A 15,516-nucleotide genomic window follows, 5' to 3' on the forward strand; every position below is an offset into this window, starting at 1 on the left:
TTGCATGTAGAAAAGCCGGAGACGGGCGTAAAATGCCTTATCCGGCTCTCATCTGACGAAGCGATTTATGCCGGATAGCTAAGCGTCACCCGGCAAATCGACAATCTTAAATGCCCGACTCCAGAATACGAATATTCATGTCCAGCACGTCACCTTTCACGGCTTCGCTGTAGGCTTTCATATGCGGGGTCTGCAAATGCGCTTCAAGATGCGCGATGCTTTCCCACTGCTCAACCATCACGATTGAATCTGGTGCTGTAGTCTGAAAACTCACACCTGCGGCATGATCCACCATCGGCGCATAGCCGTGGCAGCCTTCTTCTTTCAGTACGGTCGGAACGATTTTGGCAAACTGATCCAGTACCGCCTGGCGGTGATGTTGACCTGGACGTGTACGGATTTCTGCAATAACGGTAAGCATGGTTAACTCCTTCTAATTCCAGGTTACCAGTTAACCAAAAATTTCGGTCAGATGCTTGCGATATTCTGCGATATAACGCGGGACGTCCGGCATTTTAATCACGTCATTGGTGATAAAGGTCGGCAGCGCTTCCATTCCCAGGAACTGGTTTGCTTTATGGAAAGGGAGATAGACGCCATCAACGCCAACGCCATGGAAGAACTGGTCTTTTTCAGTGAAGGCTTCCATCGGTGCGTTCCAGGTCAGGGACAGCATGTATTTTTTGCCCTGAATCAGCCCGCCGGAGCCGTATTTTTTAGAGGCATCTGAACGTGTGCGGCCGTCGCTGGCGTACAGCGTACCGTGACCTTCGGTAAACACGTCATCGATGTATTTTTTCACGGTCCACGGTGCGCCCATCCACCAGCCAGGCATCTGCCAGATAACCGCATCGGCCCAGACGAAATTCTGCACTTCTGCTTTTACGTCATAATCGCTGTCTGCGCGTACGACTTTAACATCATGCCCGAGGTCGCGCAGGATACCGTCCGCGACCTCGGTCAGGGTGTCATTCAGTTGACCATTAGAATGGCCGAATTTTTTCGCCCCGTTGATAATCAGAATGTTGCTCATTTTGTGTCCTCAAGGAAATACGTTTGAGGACGATTTTACTCCCACCAGCGGTGCGGTGAAATTAGCAAAATGTGCAAAGTCTTTTGCTATATGAGCAACAATAACGCAATTACCAACTGACTTTTGCTTCAAAGCCACCTTCCGGAGCGTTGCCGAACGAGGCTGACATTCCATGCAGTGTTGCGATACGACGGACAATCGACAGACCGAGACCGCTGCCGGTCACGCTTTGTCCCGGTGGACGATAAAAGCGTTCACCGATGTGTGTAAGTACCTCTGGCGCAACGCCAGGACCGTTATCTTTGACGCTGAAGTTACGGGCGTTGAGCGTCACTTCCACAATGCTCCCCTGCGGACTGTAGCGAATGGCATTATCCAGCAGATTTCGTACCATCAGGCTGAGTAACAGCGGCTGTCCTGTACGCGTGATATTGTGCGCGTTAATCTGCAAACGTACGTCAATGTGCGCCTGCTGGGCCGGGTGGTAGATATCCATCACCGCGGATTGCAGTAGCTCCTCCAGCGAGATTTCTGCCACATCCTGAAGATTATCGAGGGAGTCGAGGCGCGAAAGCGTCAGGAGCTGATCGACCAGTCGGGTGGCGCGTTCAATTCCCGCATGCAGCTGCACCAGCGCTTTTTCCCGCGTTTGCGGGTCGTCGTCTGACAGTTGCACCACTTCGGTTTGCACCTTCAGCGCGGTCAACGGACTGCGCAGCTCGTGAGCGGCGTCAGAGGTAAAGCGCCGTTCGCGGACCATCATAGAGTGGATACGGGTAAACAGCTGATTAAGCGATTCAACCAGCGGGCGCACTTCGCTTGGCACACCTTTCGGGTCGAGCGGTTCTTCTGATTCCGGGGCGCGCCAGCGCAGAGCTTGCGCCAGTTTTTTTAGCGGCCTGAGTTCGCGACTCAGCATGACCACCAGGATCAGCAACATCAGCGGCAGCGCAACCAGCCACGGGGTTAACTGTGCGGTAAGGATCGACAGCGCCATATCCTCCCGGTATTCCCACTCCTGGCCCACCACAATGCGATATTTTCCATCAGCGGAATTCAGCCACAGGAAGCGCCAGGAATCGTTGTCGCCCCTGAGTTGGCCGTCGCTAAACCCCTCCCGGCTGTAGCTGTAGGGAATATCCTGGCCATTGTCGCCATCGTGTAGCACCATTTTGCCGTCGGTGGAGTAGATGGCAAACGCCAGTGCGTCGTCATCAATATGGCCATGTTTCAGTTTTTTTGGCGTGCGGGCCATATTGCTTGAGGTGGTGACATCGCTGATATCCAGCGTGCTAAGCCGCTTGGCGAACAGCATCAGCTGCGTATCAAACAGCTCATCGACATTATCGGTAGTCTGCCTCCAGGCCACAAAACTGGATACGGCCCAGGTTGCTGAGGCCAGAATCAGAAAAATAAGCGTTAGCCTGACTCGCAGGCTGAGGCGTTGTGTGAGCTTCATGCGTCACCCAGGGTATAGCCAATGCCATGCACGGTACGGATAAAGTCGCTGCCGAGCTTACGGCGTAAGTGATGGACGTGGACCTCAACCGCATTGCTGGAGACATTTTCGTCCCAGGTATACAGTTTTTCTTCAATCAGTTTGCGGGGCAGGACGCGACCTTTGTTGCGCATCAGCAGTTCCAGCAGCGCGAACTCTTTAGGTTTGAGTGACAAAGGTTCACCCGCCGCCGTGGCGACCAGCGCGCCGGGATCGAGCGTTACCTGGCCATGGCACAATGTGTTGCTGGCCTGGCCGCTGGCACGACGTACCAGTGCCTCCAGTCTGGCGGCAACTTCGATCAGCGCAAAGGGTTTGCACAGATAGTCATCTGCGCCCAGGCGCAGGCCTTCAACGCGTTCTGCCAGCGCGTCGCGAGCGGTCAGAATCAGCACAGGCTCCTGCTTTCCGTTGGCTCGCCATTCGCGCAAAATGTCCCGTCCGTCTATGCCTGGCAGTGTCAGGTCGAGGATTACCGCATCATAAGGTGCGCTGTAGAGTGCTTCTTTCCCTTGGCGACCTTCGGTAAACCAGTCGATGCTGAAACCCATTTTACTCAGACCTGTTTTCAGGCCATCGCCAATCAACGTGTCATCTTCGATCAGTAAAATACGCATATGTTCATCCCTGCGAACTCATTTGCAGTTAGTAAACCTGTGGCTACAGCCTCTGTACAGCAAAAAAAGTATCTTTTTTTGCCTTAAGAACTTGTTAAGGATTAACTTATTTAATAGTCGTAAACCAACATGAAAGGGAGACATGACGATGAAAAAATTAGCTGCAATGGTTGCCGTAATGGCACTGTGTTCCGCACCTGTTCTGGCAGCTCAGCAGGGTGGCTTCTCTGGGCCAACGACAACCACCACGCAGAGCCAAAACGGCGGATTTGTCGGCCCGAACGGTAGCAGCACGACGGTAGAAAGCGCCAAATCACTGCGTGATGACACCTGGGTTACCCTGCGCGGGAACATCGTTGAGCGTATTTCCGACGACCTGTACGTGTTTAAAGATGCGACCGGCACGGTGAATGTGGATATCGATCACAAGCGCTGGAACGGCGTAACCGTCACACCGCAGGATGTGGTTGAAATCCAGGGTGAAGTGGATAAAGACTGGAACTCCGTTGAAATCGACGTAAAACAGATTACCAAAGTTGCTAAGTAATCCCCATCAGGGCCGCATTCGCGGCCCTTTTCTTTGTGACTCAACACGCCAGATAGGGTAGTATCTGCGGCAATATTGCCCTTCAATAGAGGGGTACAAAGTTGAGGAACCACGATTAATGAGCGATATGGCAGAGCGCCTGGCGCTGCATGAATTCACGGAAAACGCCTATCTGAACTATTCCATGTACGTCATCATGGACAGGGCGTTGCCGTTTATTGGCGATGGTTTGAAACCCGTTCAGCGTCGCATCGTATACGCGATGTCCGAACTGGGGCTGAATGCCAGCGCCAAATTTAAAAAATCCGCCCGTACCGTCGGTGACGTGCTGGGTAAATACCATCCGCATGGCGACAGCGCCTGCTATGAAGCGATGGTGCTGATGGCGCAGCCGTTCTCTTACCGTTACCCGCTGGTTGACGGGCAGGGGAACTGGGGGGCACCGGACGATCCGAAATCCTTCGCGGCGATGCGTTATACCGAATCCCGTCTGTCTAAATATGCGGAAGTCCTGCTGGGCGAACTCGGTCAGGGAACGTCGGACTGGGTGCCAAACTTCGACGGCACCATGCAGGAGCCGAAGATGCTGCCTGCGCGTCTGCCAAATATTCTGCTGAACGGCACGACCGGTATTGCCGTTGGTATGGCAACGGACATTCCGCCACATAACCTGCGTGAAGTGGCAAAAGCAGCGATTACTCTGATTGAGCAGCCGAAAACGACGCTGGATCAGTTGCTGGATATCGTGCAAGGGCCGGATTACCCGACCGAAGCGGAGATCATTACTTCGCGCGCGGAAATTCGTAAGATTTACGAGAACGGACGAGGCTCCGTACGTATGCGTGCGGTATGGACGAAAGAAGACGGCGCGGTGGTGATTTCCGCGCTGCCGCATCAGGTTTCCGGGGCAAAAGTGCTGGAGCAGATCGCTGCTCAAATGCGCAATAAAAAGCTGCCGATGGTAGACGACCTGCGCGACGAATCGGATCACGAAAACCCGACCCGTCTGGTGATTGTCCCGCGCTCTAATCGTGTGGATATGGAGCAGGTGATGAACCACCTGTTTGCCACTACCGATCTGGAAAAGAGCTACCGTATCAACCTGAACATGATCGGTCTTGATGGTCGTCCGGCGGTGAAAAACCTGCTGGAGATCCTCACCGAATGGCTGGCGTTCCGCCGCGATACCGTACGTCGCCGCCTGAATTATCGTCTGGAAAAAGTGCTCAAGCGCCTGCACATCCTTGAAGGTTTGCTGGTGGCGTTCCTCAACATTGACGAAGTCATCGAAATTATTCGTCATGAAGATGAACCTAAGCCTGAGCTGATGTCGCGGTTTGGCATTTCTGAAACCCAGGCTGAAGCCATCCTTGAGCTGAAATTGCGCCACCTTGCCAAACTCGAAGAGATGAAAATCCGCGGTGAGCAGGATGAGCTGGCGAAAGAGCGCGATCAGTTGCAGGCCATTCTGGCTTCCGAACGTAAAATGAGTAACCTGCTGAAGAAAGAGCTGCAGGCCGATGCGGACGCCTATGGCGACGATCGTCGCTCTCCGTTGCAGGAACGCGAAGAAGCGAAGGCGATGAGCGAGCACGACATGCTGCCATCTGAGCCGGTTACCATTGTGTTGTCCCAGAGTGGCTGGGTGCGTAGCGCCAAAGGCCATGACATCGATGCACCGGGATTAAGCTATAAAGCGGGCGACAGCTTTAAGTCGGCAGTGAAGGGTAAGAGCAACCAGCCGGTGGTGTTCGTCGACTCGACCGGACGCAGCTATGCCATCGACCCGATTACGCTGCCGTCGGCGCGCGGTCAGGGTGAACCGCTGACCGGGAAGCTCACGCTGCCGCCAGGCGCGACGGTTGAGCACATGCTGATGGAAGGCGACGATCAGAAACTGCTGATGGCCTCCGATGCGGGCTACGGTTTTGTCTGTACTTTCAATGACCTGGTCGCACGTAACCGTGCTGGTAAGGCATTGATTACACTGCCAGAAAATGCGCGCGTGATGCAGCCGGTGGTGATTGAGGATGAAACCGATATGCTACTGGCTATTACTCAGGCTGGTCGCATGTTGATGTTCCCGGTGAGCGATTTACCGCAGCTGTCGAAAGGCAAAGGGAACAAGATCATTAATATCCCTTCAGCGGAAGCGGCGAAAGGCGAGGATGGTCTGGCGCAACTTTACGTGCTGCCGCCGCAGAGCACGCTGACCATCCACGTCGGTAAGCGCAAAATCAAACTACGTCCTGAAGAGTTGCAGAAAGTGACCGGTGAGCGCGGCCGTCGCGGCACGCTAATGCGTGGTCTGCAGCGTATCGACAGCATTGAGATTGACTCGCCTCGACGCGCCAGTCACGGCGACAGCGAAGAATAACGCTACCGTCCGGCTCTCCCTGTTAAAGCCCAGGGAGAGCCAACGTTAAAAATTCCCGTGAAACCGTTGTTTATTCGTGCGTTGCGATTAACAATACGCTTTTCCAGAGAGCCGCCCTTAACAAAGCCCTAACCTGATACCGCGTGATGAATCAGGTGACGTAAAATGCCAGGCTCTTAGGCCTTAGAGGTTGTTATGCTATATATTTTTCGTTTAATTATTACTGTTATTTACTGCGTTCTGGTCTGTATTTTCGGTTGCATATACTGTCTGTTCAGCCCACGAAATCCAAAACACGTTGCAACGTTCGGCCATATGTTTGGCCGCCTGGCTCCCCTTTATGGCCTGAAGGTCGAGTGCCGCATGCCGGCAGACGCGCAGAACTATGGTAATGCTATCTATATTTGTAACCATCAGAACAACTATGACATGGTTACCGCTGCGAATATCGTTCAGCCGCCGACGGTGACGGTAGGTAAAAAAAGCCTGCTGTGGATCCCTTTTTTCGGACAGCTGTACTGGTTAACCGGTAACCTGTTGATTGACAGAAACAATCGCGCTAAAGCGCACAGCACCATTGCTGCCGTGGTGAATCATTTCAAAAAACGCCGCATTTCTATCTGGATGTTCCCTGAAGGGACGCGTAGCCGCGGTCGCGGTCTGCTGCCGTTTAAAACCGGCGCGTTCCATGCAGCGATTGCTGCTGGTGTCCCGGTCATTCCGGTGTGCGTTTCCACAACCTCGAACAAGATAAAACTCAATCGACTCAATAATGGTCTGGCAATTGTCGAGATGTTGCCACCGGTGGATATTAGCCACTTTGGGAAAGATCAGGTTCGTGAACTGGCAGCGCATTGCCGCACGCTGATGGAACAAAAAATCGCAGAACTCGATAAAGAAGTTGCTGAGCGGGAAGCCGCCGGTAAGGTTTAATCCGCGCAATTCGGGTTTTTTACAGGAAATGACTTCCTGCGTGTTAATAGCCAGTTTTTTATGGAGTTTATATGTCATTCAGTCGGCGTCAGTTCATTCAGGCATCGGGGATCGCACTGTGTGCAGGTGCTGTTCCGCTGAAGGCTAATGCTGCCGGTCAGCAACAACCGTTACCCGTGCCTCCGCTGCTGGAATCCCGCCGGGGGCAGCCGCTATTTATGACGCTGCAACGTGCGCACTGGTCCTTTACACAAGGCACGCGCGCACCTGTATGGGGAATTAACGGCCGCTATCTGGGACCGACAATCCGTGTCTGGAAAGGGGATGACGTCAAGCTTATCTACAGCAACCGTCTGACTGAAAATGTCTCGATGACCGTCGCCGGGTTGCAGGTACCAGGCCCGCTGATGGGCGGCCCGGCGCGCATGATGTCCCCGAATGCTGACTGGGCGCCGGTGCTACCGATTCGCCAGAATGCCGCCACGTTGTGGTATCACGCTAATACGCCAAATCGTACTGCTCAGCAGGTCTATAACGGTCTTGCCGGGATGTGGCTGGTTGAAGATGAAGTGAGTAAATCACTGTCTATTCCCAACCACTATGGCGTGGATGATTTTCCGGTCATAATCCAGGACAAGCGGCTGGACAACTTTGGCACGCCGGAATACAGCGAGCCCGGCAGCGGTGGCTTTGTCGGTGATACGCTGCTGGTCAATGGGGCGCAGAGCCCGTATGTCGAAGTCTCCCGCGGCTGGGTGCGCTTGCGTTTGCTGAACGCTTCAAACTCGCGTCGTTACCAGCTGCAAATGAGTGATGGCCGTGCTCTGCATGTGATTTCCGGCGATCAGGGTTTTTTACCTGCGCCTGTTTCGGTGAAGCAGCTCTCGTTGGCTCCGGGCGAGCGTCGTGAGATCCTGGTGGATATGACTAACGGTAATGAGGTCTCTATCACCTGTGGTGAGGCGGCCAGTATTGTCGACAGGATCCGCGGGTTCTTTGAGCCCTCCAGTATTCTCATCTCCACGCTGGTATTGACGTTGCGCCCGACAGGTCTTCTGCCGCTGGTGACTGACAGCCTGCCAATGCGCCTGCTGCCAACGGAAATCCTCAGCGGTTCGCCGATTCGCAGCCGTGATATCAGCCTGGACGACGATCCTGGTATCAACGGTCAGCTGTGGGACGTCAATCGTATGGATATTACTGCCCAGCAGGGCTCCTGGGAGCGCTGGACGGTGCGGGCGGATATGCCCCAGTCCTTCCATATTGAAGGTGTTTCGTTCCTGATCCGTAATGTGAATGGCGCGATGCCGTTCCCGGAAGACAGAGGCTGGAAGGATACTGTCTGGGTTGATGGCCAGGTTGAATTACTGGTTTATTACGGACAGCCTTCCTGGGCCCATTTCCCGTTCTACTTTAATAGCCAGACGCTGGAAATGGCGGATCGTGGCTCAATCGGACAGATGTTGGTGAACCCGGCGCCATAATGCGCCGGGGTTTTCGTTACGCCCGCCAGAACATGCGCGAGAACAGGATCAGAATGGGGTAAATCTCCAGACGCCCCATGATCATGGCTGCACACATCAGTAGCTTTGCTTCCTCGTTTAAGGTACCAAATGTCGTGGCGGTGACGCCAAATCCTAGCCCCATATTGTTGATGCAGGCGGCGACGGTAGCGAAAGAGGAGAAGAGATCGTAGCCCATCAGATTGAGCGCCCAGATAAAAAAGCTGGTGAACAAAACGTAGAGAAAGAAAAAGCTCCATACCGAACGCACCACCCGGTCGCTTACCACGCTATTGCCCACTTTGATATTCAGCAGGGCGCGAGGGTGCGCGAGCTGATGTAACTCCTGACGGCACTGCTTGAACATAATCAAAAAGCGCAGCACCTTAATCCCCCCGCAGGTCGAACCCACACAACCGCCGAAGAAACTGGCGCTGAGCAGCATGAAGATCGTGTGCGAAGGCCACTGCGCGTAATCCGCCGTCGACAGGCCATTATCTGTCAGCATCGAACTGGCCAGAAAAAAAGCATGCACCAGGCTGTCCGTTAATCCGTACATGCCTGCCCGCCAAACTTGCCAGGTGGCGATCAGAGTGACCACCAACGCAATAAGCAAAAAGAAACGCAATTCGGCATTACGACGAAAGGGTTTGAAGGTACGTTTCACGATAGCAACGTACCAGAGGGTGAAGTTAAACGCAGACAGCAGTGAAAATATCCCGGCGACAAGCTCAATGGTATGGCTGTTATAAAAGCCGATGCTCTCGCTGCGAGTGGAAAATCCGCCGAGAGAGACCGTCGACAGCCCGTGGCATAAGGCGTCGAAAAACGACATCCCGGCAGCCCAGTAGGCCAGAGTACAGATCAGACCCAGAATGACATAGGTCATCCACAGCGTGCGTGCAGTATCAGCAAGTCTTGGCGTGAGGCGTTCTTCTTTAAAAGGGCCCGGCATTTCAGACTGATACAGCTTCATGCCACCAATACCCAGCAGCGGCAATACCGCCACGGCGAGGACGATAACACCCAGACCGCCAATAAAATTGAGCTGAGCCCGATAGTACAGATACGACTTCGGCAAGGCGCTGACGTCATCAATCACCGTTGCGCCTGTAGTGGTAATCCCAGAAACTCCTTCAAACAGGGCATCCGCAAAAGAGAGGTTTAAGCCATCGTCCATCCACATCGGCATCGCGCTGATAAACGAAAACAACAGCCAGAACAGGACGATAATGACGAAACCATCCCGGGTGCGCAGTTGAATCCCCGCATGTTTGGTTGCCAACCACGCCCCGCCGCCGAGGGTGAAGAAAGTCATAAACGTGCTGAAAAAAGCGAACAAGCTCCGCTCTTTGTTTAACAAAGCGATGAGCATCGGTGGCAGCATAGAAAAGCTGTAGAGAAGAACCAGAAATCCGCACAGGTGAACAACAACCCGTAACTGGGAAATATGCAGTGAATCGTTGAGTCGCAATGAAAAATCCCCCGCCGAAAAAGAGTTATCTCAGCTGGCCGGCATGGTCTTAATTATGATCGATAAAAATGATCGTCGTAAAATTTAACAATTTATATAACTTTCTACTGGTCTGGTTCAGACTCCACTTCATTTCTTGCCGACATACAGCGTATAATCCTCGGCCTTTGATTATTTTTTTACCATTTTTGGAAGCATTATGAGCGCAATATCCCTGATCCAGCCGGACAGAGACCTTTTCTCCTGGCCGCAGTACTGGGCTGCCTGTTTTGGCCCAGCACCGTTTTTGCCGATGTCACGCGACGAAATGGACCAACTTGGCTGGGATAGCTGCGACATCATTCTGGTTACCGGCGATGCATACGTCGATCATCCCAGCTTTGGCATGGCAATTTGCGGACGAATGCTGGAAGCGCAGGGCTTTCGCGTAGGGATTATCGCCCAGCCGGAGTGGAACAACAAAGACGATTTTATGCGTTTGGGTAAACCGAACCTGTTCTTTGGTGTGACCGCAGGCAACATGGACTCGATGATCAACCGTTACACCGCCGATCGTCGACTGCGCCATGACGATGCCTACACGCCGGACAACGTTGCGGGCAAACGTCCGGACCGCGCCACGCTGGTCTATACCCAGCGCTGTAAAGAAGCATGGAAAGATGTGCCGGTTATTCTCGGCGGTATTGAGGCCAGCCTGCGCCGTACGGCGCACTATGACTATTGGTCTGATACCGTTCGCCGCTCTGTTCTGGTGGATTCCAAAGCCGACATGCTGATGTTCGGCAACGGCGAACGTCCGCTGGTGGAAGTGGCGCATCGTCTGGCGATGGGCGAAACCATCGATCAGATCCGCGACGTGCGTAACACTGCGATTATGGTTAAAGAAGCGCTGCCGGGCTGGAGTGGGGTGGATTCCACGCGCCTCGACACGCCGGGCAAGATTGACCCGATCCCGCATCCGTATGGTGAAGATCTGCCGTGTGCTGACAACAAGCCTGTCGCACCGAAAAAGCAGGAAGCGAAAGCGGTAACCGTACAGCCGCCGCGCCCGAAACCGTGGGAAAAAACCTACGTGCTGCTGCCGTCCTTCGAAAAAGTGAAGGGCGATAAAGTGCTGTATGCGCATGCGTCGCGTATCCTGCACCACGAAACCAACCCAGGCTGCGCGCGTGCGCTGATGCAAAAGCATGGCGATCGCTACATCTGGATCAACCCGCCAGCCATTCCGCTCTCTACCGAAGAGATGGATAGCGTTTTTGCGCTGCCGTACAAACGCGTGCCGCATCCGGCGTATGGCGACAGCCGCATTCCGGCCTATGAGATGATCCGTTTCTCGATCAACATTATGCGTGGCTGCTTTGGCGGCTGTTCGTTCTGTTCGATCACCGAGCACGAAGGCCGCATCATCCAGAGCCGCTCTGAAGACTCGATCATCAATGAAATCGAAGCCATTCGCGACACCGTTCCAGGCTTTACCGGCGTGATTTCCGACCTCGGCGGCCCAACGGCGAACATGTATATGCTGCGCTGTAAGTCACCGCGCGCGGAGCAAACTTGCCGTCGTCTGTCATGCGTCTACCCGGATATCTGTCCGCATATGGATACCAACCATGAACCGACGATTAACCTTTATCGTCGTGCGCGTGATTTGAAAGGCATTAAAAAGATCCTCATCGCTTCGGGCGTGCGTTACGACATCGCGGTTGAAGACCCGCGTTATATCAAAGAGCTGGCGACCCACCACGTTGGCGGCTACCTGAAGATTGCGCCAGAGCATACCGAAGAAGGCCCGCTGTCGAAGATGATGAAGCCGGGGATGGGCAGCTACGATCGCTTTAAGGAATTGTTCGATACCTACTCTAAGCAAGCGGGTAAAGAGCAATACCTGATCCCGTACTTTATTTCCGCGCACCCGGGTACGCGTGACGAAGATATGGTGAATCTGGCGTTGTGGTTGAAGCAACGTCGTTTCCGTCTGGATCAGGTGCAGAACTTCTATCCATCGCCGTTGGCGAACTCCACAACCATGTATTACACCGGGAAAAACCCGCTGGGTAAAATTGGTTATAAGAGTGAAGACGTGGTGGTGCCGAAAGGTGATAAGCAGCGTCGTTTGCATAAAGCCCTGCTGCGTTACCACGATCCAGCCAACTGGCCGTTAATCCGCCAGGCGCTGGAAGATATGGGTAAAAAGCATCTGATCGGCGGTCGTCGCGAATGTCTGGTCCCGGCGCCTACGCTGGAAGAGATGCGCGAAGCGCGTCGCCAAAACCGTCATACTCGCCCGGCATTGACCAAGCACACACCGGTGGCGCATCAGCGCCAGACGCCTGCCGCAAACAAAAAACGCGGGAAAGTGGCAGGGCGTTAATCTGCCTTGCCCGGTGGTGAAACGCTTATCAGGCCTACAAATAGCACGATTTTGTAGGCCGGATAAGGTGCTTGAACCGCCATCCGGCAGAGAGACTCAGTATTTATGCTTCACGAATTCTGTCCGCTAATGCGGCCAGTTTTGCATCATCCGCTCGTTCATGATCGTGTGACGAAAGATATCCTTCATACTGCTCGAAAAATTTGTTCTGCCGCGCTTCAATCGGTTTCCAGTGGGTTAGATCGCCAGTACCGTGCATGGGGCTTAATTTGCTGTGCACATGGTCTACGCCGAAACCTTCGAAGAACATACCCGTACGACTGACATCCGGGAAAGCCTTATCCAGTTTCTTAGCCACTTTTTGGGTCGCCAGCATCAGATCAGCCAGTGCCTGCGGCGGCATATCGAAGGCATAGCTGGGATAATGCTTTTTCGGGATCACCACGGTAAAACCGTCGGTGTTCGGGAAAATCGACAGAAAAGCCATATGATGCTCGTCTTCCCAGACCTTATGGCAGGGTGCTTTACCTTCAACTATTTGACAGAAAATACAGGTCATTCCTTTTCTCCGCAGGTAAGGTGATTCGTCAGGACGCAGTCAGTTTAGTACAGACCCAACACCTTCCACCACATCAGACCCACGGTGATAAACACCGCCTGGTTAAACAAGCTGATGATAAATCCTGTACGCCACCAGACGCCCGTTGGAACGTACCCGGCACCAAACAGGATTGGACCGCGAGCGTGGGTGTACTGGGTGAGCGAGCAGTACAAACTGCTGGTGAAGGCCAGCATTAATGCCGTGGGGGCTGCGGGAATATTCAGATGCAGACCGACACCAAGGAAAACGGCGTACAGAGCGGCAATCTGTGCATTACCGCTGGCAAAAAAGTAGTGGGTATAGAAGTAGGCGGCGTTCAACAGCAGCAGGACGATCACCCAACTGGTACCGTGCATAGTACTGCTCAGGCTATCGCCGATCAGATTGCCAAACCAGGTGGTGAAGCCCAGTTTTTTCAGCTGGTTCGCCATCATCAACAGCGCGGCAAACCAAATCAGTGTGTCCCATGCGCCTTTCTCGCTCTTCACATCTTCCCAGCTCAGAACGCCGCTTAGCAATAAAATGGACAGTCCCACGAACGAGGCAGTGGTGGCGTCGACGCCTAACGTATCGCCAAAAATCCACAGCACCAGCAGTACGCCGACGGTAGCCAGCATCAGCCATTCGCCGCGAGACATACTGCCCATTTCCGCCAGCTCTTTGCGCGCCAGGTTAGGGGCATCCGGCGTGTGTTTAATTTCCGGGCGCACGATCCAGTAGACCAGCAGTGGAACCAGCAGTAAGGACACCAGGCATGGCAGCAGCGCCGCCATAAACCAGCCGCCCCAGGTCAGCGTGACGCCCGCATTGGCCGCCAGCTTCACCGCCAACAGGTTGCCGGTATAGCCGGTCATAAAGAGCGCGGCGGTGACGTCGTTGACGTTGCCAATACAGGTGATAAGAAAGGTACCGATTTTACTGCGGGACTCATCTTCCGGGTTCGAATGGAAACTGCGTGCCAGAGAGTCAGCAATCGGATAGATGACGCCGCCGCAGCGTGCTGTATTACTCGGCATTGCCGGGGAGAGGATCAGATCGGCAAAGGCCAGACCATAGGCGAGTCCCAGAGTGCGCTTGCCGAGCAGACGGATCATCTGCAGCGCAATGCGTCGTCCGAGGCCGGTTTTGATAAACCCGCGGGCAATCATAAAAGCCACGACGATAAGCCAGATAAGTGAACTGTTCAGCTCACTCAGTGCTGTGGTGATAGCGCCGCTGGCGGTTTTATCCCCGGCAGCATAGGCGAGTGCAAAAACCGTAATCCCAATAATGCCGACCGCGCCGATGGGTAAAACTTTTGCCACGATAGAGGCAATAGTCGCGACGAAAATGATTGCCGAATGCCAGGCTGGCGCACTTAGCCCGGAAGGTGGAGTAAGCTGCCACAGTCCGGCAGAAATGAATATTATAAGAATTAATGGGAGCCATTTGACTCCGCTACTTTTTTTCTCAGTCACGTTTACGCACCTATAGATATGGTGAATATATTCATCAAATAAATATATTTATTTAATAATTAACAGGTTATGTTGCGTAATGCTGCTCCAGCGACTGCAAGAAATACATCAATATATATGTGTGAATTGTTTCCTGATATTTCAAATCAGTAAAGGCCCGACGAGAGTGTCGGGCTGGAGGAAGGGGTTAACCGCCGAACTGATCCGGGTCTGGCCCCAGACGTTTGCCCTGATCGAGTTTCGCGATTTCGCCTAATTCGTCTTTATCCAGGCGGAAGTCCCAGACGTTAAAGTTTTCTGCGATACGCGCAGGGGTGACAGATTTTGGAATCACCACCAGCCCGCTATCCAGATGCCAGCGGATGACAATCTGCGCCGGTGATTTGCCATATTTCTCAGCGAGGTCACGGATGATCTTTTGATCAAAGACGTCTTTGCCGCCCTGCGCCAGCGGGCTCCAGGATTCGGTCTGGATTTTATGCGTTGCGTTCCAGGCATGCAGTTGGCGCTGTTGCATAAGCGGATGAAGTTCGATCTGGTTAATCACCGGAGGTACGCCGGTTTCATCCATCAACCGCTGGAGATGATTGATCTGAAAGTTGCACACGCCAATGCTCTTAATCAGCCCTTCTTTTTGCAGGTCGATCATGTTTTCCCACGCTTCAACGTAGTGGTCGATCGCCGGAACCGGCCAGTGCATCAGGTATAGATCGAGGTAATCAAGCTGGAGTTTTTCAATGCTTTCGAGCAAGGCTTCCCGGGGGCGTTTTTGGTCATCATTCCACAGCTTGGTGGTGATGAATAACTCGTCCCGTGGTACGCCAGCATCGCGTATTGCTTTGCCGACACCTTCTTCGTTTTTGTACGCCGTAGCGGTATCAATTGAGCGATACCCCACTTCCAGCGCTTTATGAATGGCGGTGATGACTTCTTCGTTGCTTGCCTTCCAGACCCCCAGGCCCAGTTGTGGCATGACGTTACCATCCTGTAGCTTGATAATGGTTGGACCGGTCATAATTCCCCCCACACTTAATCCTTCAGGCTGCCTCTTTGTTGGCTGCTTGCGTTTACCCCGGTCACGTACTTATGTACGCTCCCGGGGATTC

At 53.5% G+C, this 15,516-nt stretch carries 13 protein-coding genes; 5 read left to right on the forward strand and 8 right to left on the reverse strand.

Translation table 11 applies throughout. From position 1 onward, the window contains the following. Positions 1–106 precede the first annotated feature (106 nt). The 4 genes from OGX96_RS04715 to qseB form a co-directional block, all read right to left on the reverse strand. The gene (locus tag OGX96_RS04715; RefSeq protein ID WP_003024557.1) at positions 107–421 is read right to left on the reverse strand and encodes a putative quinol monooxygenase; all 315 of its coding nucleotides are present in this window, start codon (positions 419–421) and stop codon (positions 107–109) included. Between the two features lie 30 nt (positions 422–451). Continuing rightward, entirely contained in the window at positions 452–1,033 is a 582-nt protein-coding gene (locus OGX96_RS04720) for an NAD(P)H-dependent oxidoreductase (protein WP_003828397.1), read from the reverse strand. Positions 1,034–1,142: 109 nt separating this feature from the next. Next, positions 1,143–2,492: a quorum sensing histidine kinase QseC gene (gene qseC / locus OGX96_RS04725; protein ID WP_048225549.1), complete on the reverse strand. Its 1,350-nt coding sequence runs from the start codon at positions 2,490–2,492 to the stop codon at positions 1,143–1,145. After that, positions 2,489–3,148 (reverse strand): quorum sensing response regulator transcription factor QseB, encoded by a 660-nt coding sequence (gene qseB / locus OGX96_RS04730; RefSeq protein ID WP_003828394.1) that lies wholly within the window; start codon positions 3,146–3,148, stop codon positions 2,489–2,491. Before qseB ends, qseC begins: the two co-directional genes overlap by 4 nt. 148 nt (positions 3,149–3,296) lie before the next feature. Here qseB and OGX96_RS04735 point away from each other — a divergent pair, with 148 nt between their 5' ends. The 4 genes from OGX96_RS04735 to ftsP all read left to right on the forward strand — a co-directional run bounded on the left by OGX96_RS04735 (position 3,297) and on the right by ftsP (position 8,489). Next, a complete protein-coding gene (locus OGX96_RS04735) occupies positions 3,297–3,695 on the forward strand; it encodes a YgiW/YdeI family stress tolerance OB fold protein (RefSeq protein WP_003024544.1) in 399 nt (132 codons plus the stop codon). 118 nt (positions 3,696–3,813) lie between these two features. Beyond that, positions 3,814–6,072, forward strand: a complete 2,259-nt coding sequence (gene parC / locus OGX96_RS04740) for a DNA topoisomerase IV subunit A (protein ID WP_003828391.1) — start codon at positions 3,814–3,816, stop codon at positions 6,070–6,072. A 195-nt stretch (positions 6,073–6,267) separates the two neighbouring features. Further along, positions 6,268–7,005 (forward strand): 1-acylglycerol-3-phosphate O-acyltransferase, encoded by a 738-nt coding sequence (gene plsC / locus OGX96_RS04745; RefSeq protein WP_003024540.1) that lies wholly within the window; start codon positions 6,268–6,270, stop codon positions 7,003–7,005. Positions 7,006–7,076: 71 nt separating this feature from the next. Further along, positions 7,077–8,489 (forward strand): cell division protein FtsP, encoded by a 1,413-nt coding sequence (ftsP, locus tag OGX96_RS04750; RefSeq protein WP_008785819.1) that lies wholly within the window; start codon positions 7,077–7,079, stop codon positions 8,487–8,489. A 16-nt stretch (positions 8,490–8,505) separates the two neighbouring features. Here the strand turns inward: ftsP and OGX96_RS04755 are convergent, their stop codons facing one another. Continuing rightward, on the reverse strand, positions 8,506–9,981 hold the full coding sequence (locus OGX96_RS04755) for a TrkH family potassium uptake protein (protein ID WP_153686662.1): 1,476 nt from the start codon (positions 9,979–9,981) through the stop codon (positions 8,506–8,508). Positions 9,982–10,180: 199 nt separating this feature from the next. Here OGX96_RS04755 and OGX96_RS04760 point away from each other — a divergent pair, with 199 nt between their 5' ends. Further along, the gene (locus tag OGX96_RS04760; protein WP_003024532.1) at positions 10,181–12,352 is read left to right on the forward strand and encodes a YgiQ family radical SAM protein; all 2,172 of its coding nucleotides are present in this window, start codon (positions 10,181–10,183) and stop codon (positions 12,350–12,352) included. A 103-nt stretch (positions 12,353–12,455) separates the two neighbouring features. Here the strand turns inward: OGX96_RS04760 and OGX96_RS04765 are convergent, their stop codons facing one another. The 3 genes from OGX96_RS04765 to dkgA form a co-directional block, all read right to left on the reverse strand. Continuing rightward, positions 12,456–12,911 carry an HIT family protein gene (locus tag OGX96_RS04765; protein WP_286582322.1) on the reverse strand — a complete coding sequence of 152 codons (456 nt, stop codon included), beginning with the start codon at positions 12,909–12,911 and terminating at the stop codon, positions 12,456–12,458. A gap of 44 nt (positions 12,912–12,955) precedes the next feature. Further along, the gene (locus OGX96_RS04770) at positions 12,956–14,410 is read right to left on the reverse strand and encodes a DASS family sodium-coupled anion symporter (RefSeq protein ID WP_003828381.1); all 1,455 of its coding nucleotides are present in this window, start codon (positions 14,408–14,410) and stop codon (positions 12,956–12,958) included. A 187-nt stretch (positions 14,411–14,597) separates the two neighbouring features. Next, entirely contained in the window at positions 14,598–15,425 is an 828-nt protein-coding gene (gene dkgA / locus OGX96_RS04775) for a 2,5-didehydrogluconate reductase DkgA (protein ID WP_286582324.1), read from the reverse strand. Positions 15,426–15,516 lie beyond the last annotated feature (91 nt).

The organism is Citrobacter sp. Cpo100 (assembly GCF_030332595.1).
GTDB classification, from domain to species: domain Bacteria; phylum Pseudomonadota; class Gammaproteobacteria; order Enterobacterales; family Enterobacteriaceae; genus Citrobacter; species Citrobacter portucalensis.

Bases quoted from the DNA above. Each gene is read 5' to 3' on its own strand.
- qseB (WP_003828394.1), bottom strand. From the start codon at position 3,148: ATGCGTATTTTACTGATCGAAGATGACACGTTGATTGGCGATGGCCTG.
- OGX96_RS04715 (WP_003024557.1), bottom strand. From the start codon at position 421: ATGCTTACCGTTATTGCAGAAATCCGTACACGTCCAGGTCAACATCAC.
- OGX96_RS04760 (WP_003024532.1), top strand. From the start codon at position 10,181: ATGAGCGCAATATCCCTGATCCAGCCGGACAGAGACCTTTTCTCCTGG.
- OGX96_RS04765 (WP_286582322.1), bottom strand. From the start codon at position 12,911: ATGACCTGTATTTTCTGTCAAATAGTTGAAGGTAAAGCACCCTGCCAT.
- qseC (WP_048225549.1), bottom strand. From the start codon at position 2,492: ATGAAGCTCACACAACGCCTCAGCCTGCGAGTCAGGCTAACGCTTATT.
- parC (WP_003828391.1), top strand. From the start codon at position 3,814: ATGAGCGATATGGCAGAGCGCCTGGCGCTGCATGAATTCACGGAAAAC.
- OGX96_RS04735 (WP_003024544.1), top strand. From the start codon at position 3,297: ATGAAAAAATTAGCTGCAATGGTTGCCGTAATGGCACTGTGTTCCGCA.
- ftsP (WP_008785819.1), top strand. From the start codon at position 7,077: ATGTCATTCAGTCGGCGTCAGTTCATTCAGGCATCGGGGATCGCACTG.
- OGX96_RS04720 (WP_003828397.1), bottom strand. From the start codon at position 1,033: ATGAGCAACATTCTGATTATCAACGGGGCGAAAAAATTCGGCCATTCT.
- dkgA (WP_286582324.1), bottom strand. From the start codon at position 15,425: ATGACCGGTCCAACCATTATCAAGCTACAGGATGGTAACGTCATGCCA.
- plsC (WP_003024540.1), top strand. From the start codon at position 6,268: ATGCTATATATTTTTCGTTTAATTATTACTGTTATTTACTGCGTTCTG.